Source organism: Pseudomonas entomophila (assembly GCF_029478665.1).
Classification (GTDB): domain Bacteria; phylum Pseudomonadota; class Gammaproteobacteria; order Pseudomonadales; family Pseudomonadaceae; genus Aquipseudomonas; species Aquipseudomonas entomophila_F.
In genome coordinates this window covers 1-15340 of sequence record NZ_JARPQB010000037.1, presented here as the reverse complement: position 1 = coordinate 15340, position 15340 = coordinate 1, and the positions used below count along the sequence as shown (strand labels likewise).

Annotated in this window: 14 protein-coding genes; 5 read left to right on the top strand and 9 right to left on the bottom strand. The window is 65.1% G+C overall.

All coding sequences use genetic code 11. The features are described 5' to 3' along the window. Positions 1-50 precede the first annotated feature (50 nt). Together P5705_RS18290 and P5705_RS18285 are read left to right on the top strand one after the other, a co-directional pair. Positions 51-2372 (top strand): fimbria/pilus outer membrane usher protein, encoded by a 2322-nt coding sequence (locus P5705_RS18290; protein WP_277462303.1) that lies wholly within the window; start codon positions 51-53, stop codon positions 2370-2372. Further along, on the top strand, positions 2363-3340 hold the full coding sequence (locus P5705_RS18285; RefSeq protein WP_277462300.1) for a Csu type fimbrial protein: 978 nt from the start codon (positions 2363-2365) through the stop codon (positions 3338-3340). The genes P5705_RS18290 and P5705_RS18285 overlap by 10 nt, the downstream gene beginning before the upstream one ends. Positions 3341-3500: 160 nt before the next feature. Here P5705_RS18285 and P5705_RS18280 read toward each other — a convergent pair whose 3' ends face one another. The 3 genes from P5705_RS18280 to P5705_RS18270 all read right to left on the bottom strand — a co-directional run bounded on the left by P5705_RS18280 (position 3501) and on the right by P5705_RS18270 (position 6083). Further along, positions 3501-4649 carry a M14 family metallopeptidase gene (locus tag P5705_RS18280; RefSeq protein ID WP_277462298.1) on the bottom strand — a complete coding sequence of 383 codons (1149 nt, stop codon included), beginning with the start codon at positions 4647-4649 and terminating at the stop codon, positions 3501-3503. 171 nt (positions 4650-4820) lie between these two features. Next, positions 4821-5339, bottom strand: a complete 519-nt coding sequence (locus P5705_RS18275) for a DUF4880 domain-containing protein (RefSeq protein WP_277462295.1) — start codon at positions 5337-5339, stop codon at positions 4821-4823. A 429-nt stretch (positions 5340-5768) separates the two neighbouring features. Then, positions 5769-6083: a DUF6124 family protein gene (locus tag P5705_RS18270; protein ID WP_277462292.1), complete on the bottom strand. Its 315-nt coding sequence runs from the start codon at positions 6081-6083 to the stop codon at positions 5769-5771. Between the two features lie 89 nt (positions 6084-6172). Between P5705_RS18270 and P5705_RS18265 the strand changes: the two genes are divergently transcribed. Then, positions 6173-6877 carry an XRE family transcriptional regulator gene (locus P5705_RS18265; protein ID WP_277462290.1) on the top strand — a complete coding sequence of 235 codons (705 nt, stop codon included), beginning with the start codon at positions 6173-6175 and terminating at the stop codon, positions 6875-6877. Between the two features lie 173 nt (positions 6878-7050). Here the strand turns inward: P5705_RS18265 and P5705_RS18260 are convergent, their stop codons facing one another. From P5705_RS18260 to P5705_RS18245, 4 genes are read right to left on the bottom strand one after another with little or no spacing between them, the layout of a single operon-like run. Then, entirely contained in the window at positions 7051-9006 is a 1956-nt protein-coding gene (locus P5705_RS18260) for an acetyl/propionyl/methylcrotonyl-CoA carboxylase subunit alpha (RefSeq protein WP_277462289.1), read from the bottom strand. After that, a complete protein-coding gene (locus P5705_RS18255) occupies positions 9003-9818 on the bottom strand; it encodes a gamma-carboxygeranoyl-CoA hydratase (protein ID WP_277462288.1) in 816 nt (271 codons plus the stop codon). Before P5705_RS18255 ends, P5705_RS18260 begins: the two co-directional genes overlap by 4 nt. 3 nt (positions 9819-9821) lie before the next feature. Next, the gene (locus tag P5705_RS18250) at positions 9822-11429 is read right to left on the bottom strand and encodes a carboxyl transferase domain-containing protein (protein ID WP_277462287.1); all 1608 of its coding nucleotides are present in this window, start codon (positions 11427-11429) and stop codon (positions 9822-9824) included. A 19-nt stretch (positions 11430-11448) separates the two neighbouring features. Beyond that, a complete protein-coding gene (locus P5705_RS18245; protein WP_277462286.1) occupies positions 11449-12612 on the bottom strand; it encodes an isovaleryl-CoA dehydrogenase in 1164 nt (387 codons plus the stop codon). A 286-nt stretch (positions 12613-12898) separates the two neighbouring features. On the opposite strand from P5705_RS18245, the gene P5705_RS18240 reads away from it, so the two are divergent. After that, complete coding sequence (locus tag P5705_RS18240; RefSeq protein WP_277462284.1) at positions 12899-14572, top strand: AMP-binding protein; 1674 nt, start codon at positions 12899-12901, stop codon at positions 14570-14572. A 58-nt stretch (positions 14573-14630) separates the two neighbouring features. On the opposite strand, the gene P5705_RS18235 is transcribed toward P5705_RS18240, so the two are convergent. Then, positions 14631-14834 carry a hypothetical protein gene (locus tag P5705_RS18235; RefSeq protein WP_277462282.1) on the bottom strand — a complete coding sequence of 68 codons (204 nt, stop codon included), beginning with the start codon at positions 14832-14834 and terminating at the stop codon, positions 14631-14633. A 10-nt stretch (positions 14835-14844) separates the two neighbouring features. Between P5705_RS18235 and P5705_RS18230 the strand changes: the two genes are divergently transcribed. Next, entirely contained in the window at positions 14845-15006 is a 162-nt protein-coding gene (locus P5705_RS18230; protein ID WP_277462280.1) for a hypothetical protein, read from the top strand. Between the two features lie 72 nt (positions 15007-15078). On the opposite strand, the gene P5705_RS18225 is transcribed toward P5705_RS18230, so the two are convergent. Next, the coding region (locus tag P5705_RS18225; protein ID WP_277462277.1) for a hypothetical protein at positions 15079-15340 on the bottom strand (262 nt) is incomplete at its 5' end.

Genomic DNA, 15340 nt, shown 5'->3' with positions numbered 1-15340 from the left:
GAGGACCCGGCAATGGTTGGAAATCGTGTGTGAGCTGGGTGCGGGTGGCAATGCACCGGTTGTGGCTGGGCCTGGCGGTACTGGGCCCTGGCCTGGGCGCGGCCGACGAACTGCCGCCACCGCCCACCGAGAGCGCCGCCATCACCGATGCGACGCTGTACCTCGACCTGCTGGTGAACCAGGTGGGCAAGGCTGAGCTGGTGCCGGTGCAGCAGCGCGCCGGGCGCCTGTACCTGGACAGCGAGGTGTTGCGTGGCGCCGGGATCAGGCTGCCGGGCGACCCTTGGGGCGAGGTGGCGCTGGACGCCATTCCCGGCTTGCACAGCGACTATGACAGCCAGAACCAGCGCCTGTTGCTGCAAGTGCCGCCAGCCTGGCTGCCCGAACAGCAACTGGGGGAGCGCAGCCTGTACCCGGCCAGCGATGCCCGCAGCAGCTTTGGTGCTTTGTTCAACTATGACGCCTACCTCAACGACACCGACGAAGGCGGCAGCTACCTCGCCGCCTGGAACGAGCTACGGCTGTTCGACGATTGGGGTACCTTTTCCACCACCGGGCAATGGCGCCAGTCATTCAACGGCGCCCAGGACAACAGCCGCCAGGGCTTCCTGCGCTATGACACCACCTTCCGCTACACCGACGACCAGCGTCTGCTCACCTATGAGGTAGGGGACCTGGTGACCGGCGCATTGCCCTGGACCACCTCGGTGCGCGTTGGCGGGTTGCAGTTGTCACGGGACTTCAGCGCGCGCCCCGACCTGGTCACCTACCCATTGCCCGCGTTTGCCGGCGAGGCGGCGGTACCGACCTCGCTGGACCTGTTCATCAACGGCTACAAAAGCAGCACCACCGAACTGCAGCCGGGCCCCTATACGTTGACCAACGTGCCTTTCATCAACGGTGCCGGCGAGGCGGTGGTGGTGACCACCGACGCCCTTGGCCGCCAGGTGTCCACCACCTTGCCGTTCTATGTCACCAGCAGCCTGCTGGCCAAGGGTTTGTCGGACTTCTCGGTGGCTGCCGGCAGCCTGCGCCGCGACTATGCCGTGCGCGATTTCGGCTATGGCCCGGGCGTGGCATCGGCCAGCCTGCGCCATGGCGTTACCGACTACTTCACCCTGGAAACCCATGCCGAAACCGCCCAGTCGATGATGCTCGGCGGCTTGGGCGGCAACTTGCGCCTGGGCAACTTCGGCGTGCTCAACGCGGCGATGGCCCAGAGCCGTTTCGAAGGCGACACCGGCCAGCAGGTAGCGCTGGGCTACCAGTACAACAGCCGGCGCATCGGCTTCAACTACCAGCGCGTGCAACGCCACGGCGACTACGCCGACCTGTCGTTGGTCGACAGCCCCTACACCCGCCTGAGCCAGCGCAGCGAGCAGGCCACCCTGAGCCTGAACCTGGACCGCTACGGCAGCCTCGGCGCCGGCTACTTCGACGTGCGCGCCGGTGACGGCACGCGCACGCGGCTGGTCAACCTGAGCTGGAGCAAGCCGCTGTGGGGCAACAGCAGCCTGTACCTGTCGGCCAACCGCGAAGTCGGCGACAGCCAGTGGGCGGTGCAGGCGCAGTTGGTGATCCCCTTCGACCTGCGCGGCACCCTGGCCTTCAGCGCCGAGCGCAGCAAGGATGGCCAGGACCTGCAGCGGGTCAACTACAGCCAGGCGGTGCCGGTGGGCGGCGGGGTGGGCTACAACCTGGGCTACGCCACCGGCGGAAATCGCGACGACTACCGCCAGGCCGACCTGACCTGGCGCCTGCAGTCGGTGCAGTTGCAGGTGGGCGCCTACGGCAGCAGCGGCGAGATGACTCGCTGGGCCGACGCCAGTGGCTCGCTGGTGCTGATGGATGCGGGCCTGTTCGCCGCCAACCGCATCGACGATGCCTTCGTGGTGGTCAGCACCAGTGGCTACGCCGACGTGCCGGTGCGCTACGAGAACCAGCAGATCGGGCGCACCGACCGCAATGGCCACTTGCTGGTGCCCTACAGCAGCGGCTATTACCGCGGCAAGTACGAGATCGACCCCATGGACCTGCCCGCCGATGTGCTGGCGCCGCAGGTGGAGCAGCGCGTGGCGGTGCGTCGTGGCAGCGGCTACCTGCTGGAGTTCCCGCTCAAGCGTGTGCTGGCGGCGAGCCTGGTGCTGGTCGACGGTGACCAGCGGGAGCTCAAGCTCGGCAGCCGGGTGCGCCACCAGGAAAGCGGCGGCGAGGCGGTGGTGGGGTGGGATGGGCTGGTGTACCTGGAGAACCTGGCGCCACATAACCGCCTGCTAGTGGACAAGACCGACGGGGGGCAGTGCCAGGTGACGTTCGACCTGCCGGAAGGGGAGGGGCCGATTCCGTTGATCGGCCCGCTGGTATGCCGATAAAGGCGCTCAAAGTCTGGCTGGTGCTGGGTGCCCTGTTGCTGCCTGGCGGAGCCGCCTGGGCGCTGTGTTCATCGGTGGCCACCGCACCGGCAGCCTTTGGCTCGATCAACTCGACCCTGGTGCGCACCACGGTGCAGAACGCCTCCACCACCAACGCCGGGTTGCAGTGCACCGGCTCGCTGTTGTCGTTGCTGGTCAGCTCCGATCACTTCTACGCCACCATCACCTCCGCCACCAGCGGGCTGGTGGGGCCGACCGGCGACGTCATTCCCTATACGATCTATGCCGACAACACCACCAGCTACCCGATCAGCCGCGGCGTGCAGTTCGACTTCGCCCGCAACGGCATCCTCGACGCCCTCGGGCTGCTCAACGGCCCCACGCCCAAGACCGTGCCGCTGTACCTGAAGACCGTGGTCGGCGCCAACGTCGCGGCGGGCGTGTACCAGGAGACGCTGACCGTCGCCTGGAGCTGGAACTACTGCTCGGGCATCGGCATCGGCAATATCTGCCTGGGGCGCGATATCGGCAGTGGCAGCAAGACCCTGAACGTCAGCCTGACGGTAAGCAACGACTGCCAGATCACCACGCCCAACATCAGTTTCGCCAGCGCACCGGTGGTGGCCGGGTTCGGCACGGTGAACCAGAGCGTGAGCGTGTCGTGCACCAAGGGCAGCAACTACACGGTGGGGCTGGACGACGGGCAGAATGTTTCGGGCGGGCGGCGGCGCATGAAGTCCAGTGCCAACAACTACCTGGCCTACGACATCTTCAAGAGCGCCGGCGTGGTGCGCTGGGGCTCGGTGGGCGCGGCGCGGCGTTCGAGCAGCGATGCCGAGGTGAACCCCGGGGCGGGGACCGGTACGGGCAGCCAGGTGTTCAACTACAACGCCAAGGTGTACACCGACCAGGCCACGCCGCCGGCGGCGACCTATACCGACAGCGTGATCCTGGATGTGCAGTTCTGAGTAATGCTGCCTGCCGTGCACAATCCCCGTGTAGGAGCGGCCTTGCGCCGCGAAAGGGCTGCGGAGCAGCCCCAGGATCTCAGCGTCGCGGCAGATATTGCTGGGGCTGCTTTGCAGCCCTTTCGCGGCGCAAGGCCGCTCCTACACGGGATCGCGTTACTTAGCGCAGGTCGTCGACCATCTTCAACAGCGTCTCCAGCACGGCGCCGGCCAACGCCTTCGACCGCTCACCCGACCACCCGGTGCGCGGATTCGGCGCATCGTCGTGGTCCTTGAACGGCATCTCCAGGGTCAGCGACAGGCAATCATGGGCCTGGCCCACGGCATTGCAGGCCAGGGTCATGTTGGCCATGCCCGGTTCGTCGCGGGTGTAGCCGTATTTCGTCTGGAAGTCCGGCGTCAGGCTGCACAGGGTGCTGCGGAACAGCGCTTCCAGCTTCTCGATCCGCGGCGTGTACCCCGGGTTGCCTTCGCAGGCGGCGGTGAACACGTGGGGAATCTCTTCGTCGCCATGGGCATCGATGAACGCATCCACCCCATGCAGCTTCATCTGGCTCTGGGCGAAGAACACTTCCGGGCTCAGCTCGACGCTGGCGTCCTGCCAGGCACGGTTGAGGTCCTTGCCCTTGAAGTTGGTGCGCAGGTGGCCGAGGAAGGCGCCGTCCGGGTTCATGTTGGGGATCAGATACAGGTCGGCCTTGGCCAGCAGTTGCTGGATGGCCGGGCCGTTTTTATCAAGGGCGTCGATCACGCCCTCCATGAACCATTCGGCCATGTGCTCGCCCGGGTGCTGCTGGGCGATGATCCACAGCTTGCGCTTGCCGGCCGCGCCATTGCCCGCACGCAGCAGCGGAATGTCGCGCCCCTGCACGCTGCGCCCGCTGGCCAGCAGCTCGACGCCGGGGATCTGCCGGGCGCGTTCGATCAGTTGGTTGTGGCGGGCGCGGGGGTAGGGCTCGAAGTAGGCGAACCAGGCTTGCGCTTGCTCAGCCTTGAGCTCGAAGCTCAGCGCCTTGCCATCGTATTGGCTGGGCACCCGGAACCAGGTCTGCTGGTCGTAGGAGGCCACGGCGTGGTAGCCGTCCCAGGCGTTCTTGTAGGAGGACGCATGGGCGTTGTCCAGGCTGAAGCGGTGGGATTGACCTGGGGTGAGGCCGCTGGCCTTGAAGTGGAACCACTGGAAGTGGTCGCTGTGGCTGTCCTTGCGGATGTCCAGGTGGACGTGCGCCGGGTCACTGGCATCCTTGACCAGAATGTTGCCGGAGTCGAAATCGCAGTCGATGTGCAGCGGGGAGAGCGTCACGGTCATTGCCAGCCTCCTGTTGGCGTTTGTTGTGACCGTACTCTACACCGCTTGGCGTTGGGCTCCCATCCCTGGCAAACCATTTGGCACGCCCTCTGTAGGAGCGGCTTCAGCCGCGATCCCCCGCGAGGCGGGGGCCTGGGCACCGCGTTGCCTGCATCGCGGCTGAAGCCGCTCCTACAAGGACAGCAAACCCAATGCGGTCAGGGCTGCAACGGCAAGCCCCACGGCTATCGAACAGCCACCCAGTGACAGCGCCGCGCGTCCTTGTCGGTACCAGGCGTCGTGGCCCAATTGCCGCGCTGGAGCAAGCAGGCTGCGCCAGCGCAGTTCGGTTTCGTGGAAGGCACGCAGATGATCGGGGTCGGCATCCAGCCAGCGGCGAAAATCGATGCGTTCGCTTGCAGTCACCTGCGGGCTCTGCAAGCGCACGTACCACTGGCCGGCAATGCTCGCCAGGGCATCACCCGGCGCACGGGCGGTCTGCAGGGCCTGGTTCATGTGGCGTTCGATGTTGATCAAGGGCAGGTCGAGGCGTTCGCCTATCTCGGCGAAACCGACCTGGTCGAGGCGGTTGAGCAGGAACACTTGCTGGACCCGACGGGGCAGGCGCTTGAGGGCATGCAGCAACGCGTCGTCGCGGGTTTGCTCGGCGGTGCGCGGGTCGTGCTCAAGGGGCAGCAGCAGGCGGGTCATGGACAGCTCCTTGCTCATGAGGTGAAAGGGTGGGGGCATCTTCCCTGATGCGGAGTCAGCTTAGTCTTAACGAGATTGATTCTCAAGTGCTGATTCCGCAAACTTTTGTAATGAGCGTTCACGTGCTGACACATTATTGCTATCATCGCGGCCATCAACGATCTTCATTAGCCTGAAGAGCAAAAAAAAGACCCGGCAAAAAGCCGGGTCAAAAACCGTGATTAGCCTGATGAGGAGATAATCTGAGCGTTCGACCTGAGGACGTTGCAGGTTATCCAGCGGGTCTCGCGACCTGCTAAGCGCAATAATAATGGTTATCATTTGCCAGTCAAATGATTTTTCCGTGTTCCGGTAAAAAAATCCTCCTGACGCACCTCCAGTCCCCGGCAATTGGGGCTATTGCCGTTCGTCGGCTATCACGTTCTCCCTTCAGATCGATGTTTTCTCCATGGCGTGGCGCTGTTCTAGTAGCGCGCGGGCCATGTTGATCATGTGCATCAACGCAAACACCACTTCCCGCGTCGTGCCCTGCAGATGGGCGCCGGTTTCCTGTGCCGTGGCCGAGGCGCAGCGCAACAGGGCCATGGCGTGTTCGCTGGCTTGAGCGGTGGTTACGCCTTCGCGCAAGGTCCAGAGCGAGCGCTCCAGCTCAGCGGCGGTGGGGGTGGGGTTGAGGTAGTAGTCGAGGGCGCGGCGGGCGGCTTCTTCGTCGAGATCTGTATCCGTATCTTTCGAACTGTTCATCCTGATTACCTGCGAATGCCAATGGGTGAAAGGTGAAGTCAGATTCTAATACCTAAAGTATTAAAGCGCTTTGTAGCAAATACTACTTGATGTGTATTGAACGCATGGAGGCAGTCCGTATCGTGCCTGCGATGAATATGGACAAATGGATCGCCCTCGTCCGGGAACGGATCGAGGAGCTCGATATCTCCCAGGAGCAGCTTGCCGAACGCGTTGGGGTTTCCCAGGGCAGCATCGGCCACTGGCTGAAGAAACGGCGCCAACCCCGGGTCGACTCGATGAACCGCACGTTCATCGAACTGGGCATGCCGCACTACCAGGTCAGCATGCAGCTGCGTGTGCTGGGGCAGGTGGGCGAGGAACGGGCGCGTTATGGTCTCGAGGATGAGGATGATGACGACGGGCTGGCGAAGTACTTTGTGTGCTTCCGCTATCCGGTGCGTGACTGGGCCTCGTTGGGCCAGGAGCAGGGAGCGCCCGATGTCTTCGAGCAGACCGACTACCTGGCCCAGGGCAAGGCGTTCTGGTTGACGGTTGAAAACGACACCATGAGCGCGGCCAGCGGCAGAAGTGTGCCCGAGGGGGTTCGGATCCTGGTCGATGATGGGGTGGCTGCCGAGCCGGGGCGCCTGGTGATTGTCCGGCTGCCGGGCAAATCCGCGATCTTTCGGCAGTTGACCGAGGAGGGTGGGCAGCGGTATTTGAAGGCGCTCAACAATATCTATCCGACCCTGGTGTGCGAGGAGGGCTGCGAGTTTCTCGGCGTCGTGGTGCGGATGCACGGGGTGCTCTAGATTTGCGCGGGGACCGCGTTGGGGCGGCCAGGTGCCAGGCGGTTGCCCTGCAGCGCTCTTGAGATCGAGCGCCGCCTGCGCGGCGCATGCGCCGCCTGGGCGGCGCATGCGCCGCGCGGGCGGCGCTCGATCTCATAGGCGAAACAACCCTTTCGGCGAACACATCGCCGCCATTACTCCGCCTCCAACTCCACCAGCACCGTCCCTTCGCTGACCATATCCCCTTCCTGGCAGAACAGCGCCTTCACCGTCCCCCCATGGGGCGCCCGAATGCTGTGCTCCATCTTCATCGCCTCCAGCACCACCAGCGCGGTCCCGGCCTCGACCACCTGCCCCGGCTCGACCAGCACCCGCACGATGCTGCCGTTCATGGGCGCGCCCAGGCCGCCTTGATGGCTATGGCTGGCTTCCGCTGCGGCAATCGGGTCATGAACGCTGACGGCATGCAATTCACCCTGCCATTGCAGGTACAACGTGCCGCCCCGGCGTACCGCCAGATGGCGACGACGCATTCCGTCCTGGTCGTGGCACAGCTGCTCACCCTCCAACTGGTAGGTCGAAGGCGCGCTGCGCTCCAGCGCCACCGCCTGCTCATGCCCCTCGCATTGCAAGTGCAGGCTGCTGCGCGCCGGCAAACCCAGGCGCAGGCCATCGCGGGTCGCCCACGGCGAAGCGTGGTCGTCCTTGCGCTGTAGCGCAGGCTCGCTTTGCAACCAGGCCTCGGCGGCGGCTTCCCAGAACAGTGCCGGCAAGGGCTGCGGCGCAGGCAGCAAGACGTCCTGGTGACGCGGAATGAAGCCGGTGTCCAGCTCCGCCTGCGCAAACGCCGGGTGCGCAAGGATCCGGCGCAGGAAGGCGATATTGGTCTTCAACCCGCCAATGGCGAATTCATCGAGCATCGCCAGCAGCCGCAGGCGCGCTTGCTCACGGTCCTGGCCCCAGGCGATCAGCTTGCCCAGCATCGGGTCGTAGAACGGCGACACCACATCGCCCTCGCTGACGCCGCTGTCCACCCGACGCCCTTCGCCCGGCGCCGACTCGCGGTACAACGCCAGGGTGCCGGTGGCCGGCAGGAATTCATTGGCTGGGTCTTCCGCATACAGCCGCACCTCGATGGCATGGCCGATCAGCGGCACCTGTTCTTGGGTGATCGGCAGCGGCTCGCCGCAGGCGACGCGGATCTGCCAGGCCACCAGGTCGAGACCGGTGATGGCCTCGGTGACCGGGTGCTCCACCTGCAGGCGGGTGTTCATCTCCATGAAGAAGAATTCGCCGCGGGCATCGAGCAGGAACTCCACGGTGCCCGCGCCGACATAGCCAATGGCCTGGGCCGCGCGCACCGCTGCCTCGCCCATGGACTTGCGCAGGTCAGGGGACAGACCCGGCGCCGGTGCTTCCTCGACCACTTTCTGGTGGCGGCGCTGGATCGAGCAATCACGCTCGTTGAGGTACAGGCAGGCGCCATGCTGGTCGGCGAACACCTGGATTTCCACATGGCGCGGCTTGAGCACGTACTTCTCGACCAGCATGCGCGCATCGCCGAACGACGACTGCGCTTCACGTTGCGCCGAGGCCAGGGCGTCGGCCAGCTGGCTTTCCTCCTCGACCACCTTCATGCCCTTGCCGCCGCCCCCGGCGCTGGCCTTGAGCAGCACCGGGTAACCGATGCGCTCGGCGGCGGCGCGGAAGGTGTCGAGATCCTGGGCCTCGCCGTGGTAGCCCGGCACCAGCGGTACGCCTGCGGCTTCCATCAGCGCCTTGGCCGCCGACTTGCTGCCCATGGCGTCGATGGCGCTGGCCGGTGGGCCTAGGAAGATCAACCCGGCCTGCTCGATGGCGCGGGCGAAACCGGCGTTCTCCGAGAGGAAGCCATAGCCCGGGTGGATGGCCTGGGCGCCGCTGGCCTTGGCGGCGGCGATCAGCTTGTCGACCACCAGGTAGCTTTCAGCCGCCTTGCTGCCACCGAGGTCGACGCGGATGTCCGCTTCGCGGCTGTGGCGCGCCTCCCGGTCGGTGGCGCTGTGCACGGCCACGGTGGTCAGGCCCAAGGCCTTGGCGGTGCGCATCACCCGGCAGGCGATCTCGCCGCGGTTGGCGACCAGCAGGGTGGTGAGGGTGGGGCGGCTCATGGGCGCGGCTCCTTCTTGTGCTCGGTTTGCCAGGCGGGGCGGCGTTTTTCCAGGAAGGCGCGCAGGCCCTCCTGGCCTTCGGCGCTGACGCGGATGCGGGCGATGGTGTTCTCGCAGTAGCGGCGCAGCGCCGGGCTCAGCTCGCCATCGTCCACTTCGCGCAGCAGGTCCTTGGTGGCGCGCAGGGCCTGGGGGCTGTTCTGCAGCAGGTTGTCGACCCAGGCCTCGACGTGCGTGTCCAGCTCGGCGGCCGGGTATACCTCGGCCAGAAGGCCCAGGTCACGGGCGCGCACGCCGCTGAAGCGATCGGCGGTGAGGGCATAGCGGCGGGCGGCGCGCTCGCCGATGGCCTTGACCACGAACGGGCTGATCACTGCGGGGGCGAGGCCGATACGCACTTCCGACAGGCACAGCTGGGCGTCTTCGGCGCCGATGGCCATGTCGCAGCAGCTGATCAGCCCCAGCGCGCCGCCGAAGGCCGCGCCTTGCACCACGGCCAGGGTCGGGGCCTTGAGGCGGTGCAGGGCGTACATCAGCTCGCCCAGTTCATGGGCGTCATCGAGGTTGGTGTTGAAGTCCAGTTCGGCCGACTGCTGCATCCAGGCCAGGTCGGCGCCGGCGCTGAAATGCCGGCCACGGCCACGCAGCACCACGAAGCGCAGCTTGCTGTCTTCGGCGACCTGGTCGAGGGCGACGATCAGTTCGCGGATCATCTGCGCGTTGAAGGCGTTGTTCTTGTCTTCCCGGCTCAGCCACAGGGTGGCGAAGCCGCGAGGGTCCTTGACCAGTTCGATAGTCGCGAAGTCGCTCATGGGTCACATCCGGAAAATGCCGAAGCGGCTCTGTTCGATCGGGGCGTTCAGCGCGGCGGACAGCGCCAGGCCGAGCACGTCGCGGGTCTGCGCCGGGTCGATGACGCCGTCGTCCCACAGCCGGGCGCTGGAGTAGTAGGGGTGGCCCTGGCGCTCGTACTGGTCGAGGATCGGCTGCTTGAGCTTCTTCTCGTCGTCCGCGCTGAACACCTCGCCACTGCGCTCGCTCTGTTCGCGCTTGACCTGGGCCAGCACCCCGGCCGCCTGTTCGGCGCCCATCACGCCAATGCGCGCGTTGGGCCACATCCACAGGAAGCGCGGGTCGTAGGCGCGGCCGCACATGCCGTAGTTACCGGCACCGAAGCTGCCGCCGATGATCACCGTGAACTTCGGCACCTGGGCGCAGGCCACCGCGGTCACCAGCTTGGCGCCGTGCTTGGCGATGCCGCCTTCTTCGTACTTCTTGCCGACCATGAAGCCGGTGATGTTCTGCAGGAACAGCAGTGGGATACCGCGCTGGCAGGCCAGCTCGATGAAGTGCGCGCCTTTTTGCGCGGCCTCGGCGAAGAGGATGCCGTTGTTGGCCAGGATCGCCACCGGGTAGCCGTGCAGGTGGGCGAAGCCGCACACCAGGGTGGTGCCGAACAGCGCCTTGAACTCGTCGAACACCGAACCGTCGACCAGGCGCGCGATCACCTCGCGCACGTCGAACGGCTGCTTGGCGTCGGCCGGCACCACGCCGTACAGCTCCTCGGCGTTGTATAGCGGCGCGATGGGGGCCTGGCATTGCAGCTTGCCCTGCTTGTGCCAGTTGAGGTTGGCCACGCTGCGCCGGGCGATGGCCAGGGCGTGCTCGTCGTTGTCGGCATAATGGTCGGCCACGCCGCTGGTGCGGCAGTGCACATCGGCGCCGCCGAGGTCCTCGGCGCTGACCACTTCACCGGTCGCGGCCTTCACCAGAGGCGGGCCGGCGAGGAAGATGGTCGCCTGCTGGCGCACCATGATCGCCTCGTCGGCCATGGCTGGCACATAGGCGCCACCGGCGGTGCACGAGCCCATCACCACAGCGATCTGCGGGATGCCCAGAGCACTCATGTTGGCCTGGTTGAAGAAGATCCGCCCGAAGTGCTCGCGGTCGGGGAACACCTCGTCCTGGCGCGGCAGGTTGGCGCCGCCGGAGTCCACCAGGTAGATGCACGGCAGGCGGTTTTGCAGGGCGATGGTCTGGGCGCGCAGGTGCTTCTTCACCGTCAGCGGATAATAAGAACCGCCTTTGACCGTGGCGTCGTTGGCCACGATCATGCATTCCACGCCTTCGATGCGGCCGATGCCGGCGATTACACCCGCCGCCGGCACGTCCTCGCCATACACCTCATGGGCGGCCAGCTGGCCGATCTCGAGGAACGCCGAGCCCAGGTCGAGCAGGCGATCGATGCGCTCGCGGGGCAGCAGCTTGCCACGCGAGGTGTGCCGCTGCTGGGCCTTCGGCCCGCCGCCCTGCGCGATGTGGGCGAGCAGGCCGCGCAGGTGGTTGACCTGTTCGAGCATGGCCGCGCTGTTGCTGGCGAATTCCGCCGAGCGCGGGTTGATCTGGGTATGCAAGGTAGCCATGTGCGCCCGTTCCTTGTGCTCAGCGGGTTTCGTTGAACAGTTCGCGGCCGATCAGCATCCGGCGGATCTCGCTGGTGCCGGCACCGATCTCGTACAGCTTGGCGTCGCGCAGCAGGCGGCCGGCCGGGAACTCGTTGATGTAGCCGTTGCCACCGAGGATCTGGATCGCTTCCAGGGCCATCTGCGTGGCGCGCTCGGCGGTGTACAGGATCACCCCGGCGGCGTCCTTGCGGGTGGTCTCGGCGCGGTCGCAGGCCTGGGCCACGGCGTACAGGTAGGCGCGGCTGGCGTTGAGCTGGGTGTACATGTCGGCGATCTTGCCCTGGATCAGCTGGAACTCGCCGATGCTCTGGCCGAACTGCTTGCGGTCGTGGATGTACGGGACCACCAGGTCCATGCAGCTCTGCATGATGCCGGTCGGGCCGCCCGACAGCACCACACGCTCGTAGTCCAGGCCGCTCATCAGCACGCGCACGCCGCCGTTGAGCTGGCCGAGGATGTTTTCCTCCGGCACTTCGACGTCGTCGAAGAACAGCTCGCAGGTGTTGGAGCCACGCATGCCGAGCTTGTCGAACTTGTTGCTGCGGGTGAAGCCCTTCCAGTCGCGCTCGACGATGAACGCGGTGATGCCGTGGGGGCCCTTGTCCAGGTCGGTCTTGGCGTAGATCACGTAGGTATTGGCGTCGGGGCCGTTGGTGATCCAGGTCTTGCTGCCGTTGAGCACGTAGTGGTCGCCGCGTTTTTCGGCGCGCAGCTTCATCGACACCACGTCGGAGCCAGCGTTGGGCTCGCTCATGGCCAAGGCGCCGATGTGCTCGCCGCTGATCAGCTTGGGCAGGTACTTGAGCTTCTGCTCGTGGCTGCCGTTGCGATTGATCTGGTTGACGCACAGGTTGGAGTGGGCGCCGTACGACAGGGCCACCGACGCCGAGGCGCGGCTGATCTCTTCCATCGACACCACGTGGGCCAGGTAGCCCAGGCCGGCGCCGCCGTATTCTTCAGGGACGGTGATGCCCAGCAGGCCCATGTCGCCGAACTTGCGCCACATGTCGGCGGGGAACAGGTTGTCGTGGTCGATTTGCGCGGCGCGCGGCGCCAGCTCGGCGGCGGCGAAGGTGCGCACCTGGTCGCGGAGCATGTCGATGGTCTCGCCCAGGGCGAAGTTCAGGCTGGGGTAATGCATGTGGGGGCACCTTCTTGTTCTTGAAATTCGAGGTACCACGCCGGCCCTGTAGGAGCGGGCTTGCCCCGCGATGCCCGTCAGAACGGCCAGCAGTACTGCCTGGTCCGGCCTCATCGCGGGGCAAGCCCGCTCCTGCAGGGTCGGCGTGATGCGTGGTTGACGTTAACGTAAACCTGCCTTCCGAACGTGTCAATCGGAACGTCACCTTTACGTAAACGTAAATCTGCGCCAGAGTAATTGCCGCCTGTTTCAGTCATGCCCAGAACAACCACAAGAAGGGATCGCCATGCCTCAACCAAGCTACACGCGCGGCCGCCAGGACCAACCACTGCTTACCCTGACCATCGGCCAGGCCTTCGATGCCACCGTCGCCCGCCACGGCGAGCGCGAAGCCCTGGTAGTGCGCCACCAGGGCCTGCGCTACAGCTGGCGCGAGCTGGCCGTCGAGGTCGACGTGCATGCCCGAGCCTTGATGGCGCTGGGGGTTGAGGTGGGCGAGCGGGTTGGTATCTGGGCGCCCAACTGCGCCCAGTGGTGCATCCTGCAATTGGCCACGGCCAAGGTCGGCGCGATCCTGGTCAACATCAACCCGGCCTATCGGGTGGGTGAGCTGGAATATGTGCTGCGCCAGTCCGGCTGCCGCTGGCTGGTGTGCGCCGATGCCTTCAAGACGTCCGACTACCACGCGATGGTGCAGGAACTGGTGCCTGAACTCGGGGGGGCGGCCGTGGGCGAACGGGTCAGCGAACGCCTGCCTGATCTGCGCGGCGTGATCAGCCTGGCCGCCGAACCGCCGACGGGCTTCCTGCCCTGGACCGCACTGGCCGGTCGGGCCGGGGAGGTGGAGCCAGCCGCTTACGAGGCCCGTCAGCACAGCCTGCAATTCGACCAGCCGGTGAACATCCAGTACACCTCCGGCACCACCGGCGCGCCCAAGGGCGCCACCCTGAGCCACTACAACATCCTCAACAACGGTTACCTGGTGGGCGAGAGCCTGGGCCTGACCGAGCGCGACCGCATGGTGATCCCGGTGCCGTTGTACCACTGCTTCGGCATGGTCATGGCCAACCTCGGCTGCATCACCCACGGCAGCACCATGATCTACCCCAACGACGCCTTCGACGCCGAGCTCACCCTGCGTGCCGTGGCCGAGGAGCACGCCAGCATCCTCTATGGCGTGCCGACCATGTTCATCGCCATGCTCGACCACCCCAGCCGCACCGCGCTGGACCTGTCCACCCTGCGCAGCGGCATCATGGCCGGCGCCACCTGCCCGATCGAGGTGATGCGCAAGGTGATCGACCAGTTGCACATGGCCGAAGTGCAGATCGCCTATGGCATGACCGAGACCAGCCCGGTATCGCTGCAGACCGGCCCGGACGACGGCCTGGAACTGCGCGTGACCACCGTGGGCCGCACCCAGCCGCAGTTGGAGACCAAACTGGTGGACGGCGACGGGTGCATCGTTGCCCGTGGCGAGATCGGCGAGCTGTGCACCCGGGGTTACAGCGTGATGCTCGGTTACTGGGACAACCTGCAGGCCACCCACGACGCCATCGACCCGGCCGGCTGGATGCACAGCGGCGACCTGGCGGTGATGGATGACGAGGGTTATGTGCGCATCGTCGGGCGCAACAAGGACATGATCATTCGCGGTGGCGAGAACATTTATCCGCGTGAGCTGGAGGAGTTCTTCCACACCCACCCGGCGGTGGCCGAGGCGCAGGTGGTGGGGATTCCGTGCAGCCGGTATGGGGAAGAGGTGGTGGCGTGGATTCGCCTGCATCCCGGGCACAGTGCCACGGCCGAGGAATTGCAGCAGTGGTGCAAGGCCAGGCTGGCGCATTTCAAGACGCCAAGGCATTTCCGTTTTGTCGATGAGTTTCCGATGACGGTGACGGGGAAGGTGCAGAAGTTTCGGATGCGGGAAGTGAGTATCGAGGAGCTGGCGGGGCGGTGATGAAACGCCCCTTCTTCAGTTTTACAAGGCCGAAGAAGGGACTCATGCCAGTCTGCTGTCACAATAGATTGACCAGGCTGTTGATGTCGGTGAGGTTTTCCAGGTCGCTAGTGGAGATTTCTTTATTGAACTTGTCTCTTACGTGAGTGGCGAGGTTCTTGTCAGTGACGATCGCAGCGATAAGGGTGGTGCCCTCGATGTCGTCCTCCTCCTTGCCGTATTTTTCGGCGAGCAGACCTTTCAGATCATCTATCTTTGCCATGGTGAACTCCTTGTTGCAGTGGGTGAGCGCTCAATTAATAGCAGCAGGTTGGTCGATATGGCTACTGGTAAAAATATCAGGTGTGGCGCTGACGGAAGTAATTGATGGGGCTGAGGCAACAATGAATGCTGATTATCACGGTTTTGGTACTCCATCGATGAAGTTTACTTGAGGCCAGCCCCTGTCTCGTAATGCTACCCCTGTTGCCGGGGCGCATTTCCCCTTGTCGCGTGCGATTGAGTAATCAATCTTTGCTAATTCTTGCGATGTTGGAAATTTTGAAGCTGAGCTCCCGTTGCAATGTGGCGTGAGTGAGCGTGGCTATACCCGCTTCCTCGTTGACGCCTCTCAATAATCCAAAGAGAAAGTCGCCGTAGCCCGAGCTGATTTTCAGATGAACCGAAACGTTGGAACCAACGAGTTTTTTTACGGCCGCGAGCATGGTTGATTGGGCCGCTGCGGATTCATCGGCGATGCGTTTGGCCTCGGCTTCGTCGGCTTTGCGC

Excerpts from the sequence above, each read along its gene's own strand:
- P5705_RS18290 (WP_277462303.1), top strand. The coding sequence starts at position 51 with ATGCACCGGTTGTGGCTGGGCCTGGCGGTACTGGGCCCTGGCCTGGGC.
- P5705_RS18285 (WP_277462300.1), top strand. The coding sequence starts at position 2,363 with ATGCCGATAAAGGCGCTCAAAGTCTGGCTGGTGCTGGGTGCCCTGTTG.
- P5705_RS18280 (WP_277462298.1), bottom strand. The coding sequence starts at position 4,649 with ATGACCGTGACGCTCTCCCCGCTGCACATCGACTGCGATTTCGACTCC.
- P5705_RS18275 (WP_277462295.1), bottom strand. The coding sequence starts at position 5,339 with ATGACCCGCCTGCTGCTGCCCCTTGAGCACGACCCGCGCACCGCCGAG.
- P5705_RS18270 (WP_277462292.1), bottom strand. The coding sequence starts at position 6,083 with ATGAACAGTTCGAAAGATACGGATACAGATCTCGACGAAGAAGCCGCC.
- P5705_RS18265 (WP_277462290.1), top strand. The coding sequence starts at position 6,173 with ATGTGTATTGAACGCATGGAGGCAGTCCGTATCGTGCCTGCGATGAAT.
- P5705_RS18260 (WP_277462289.1), bottom strand. The coding sequence starts at position 9,006 with ATGAGCCGCCCCACCCTCACCACCCTGCTGGTCGCCAACCGCGGCGAG.
- P5705_RS18255 (WP_277462288.1), bottom strand. The coding sequence starts at position 9,818 with ATGAGCGACTTCGCGACTATCGAACTGGTCAAGGACCCTCGCGGCTTC.
- P5705_RS18250 (WP_277462287.1), bottom strand. The coding sequence starts at position 11,429 with ATGGCTACCTTGCATACCCAGATCAACCCGCGCTCGGCGGAATTCGCC.
- P5705_RS18245 (WP_277462286.1), bottom strand. The coding sequence starts at position 12,612 with ATGCATTACCCCAGCCTGAACTTCGCCCTGGGCGAGACCATCGACATG.
- P5705_RS18240 (WP_277462284.1), top strand. The coding sequence starts at position 12,899 with ATGCCTCAACCAAGCTACACGCGCGGCCGCCAGGACCAACCACTGCTT.
- P5705_RS18235 (WP_277462282.1), bottom strand. The coding sequence starts at position 14,834 with ATGGCAAAGATAGATGATCTGAAAGGTCTGCTCGCCGAAAAATACGGC.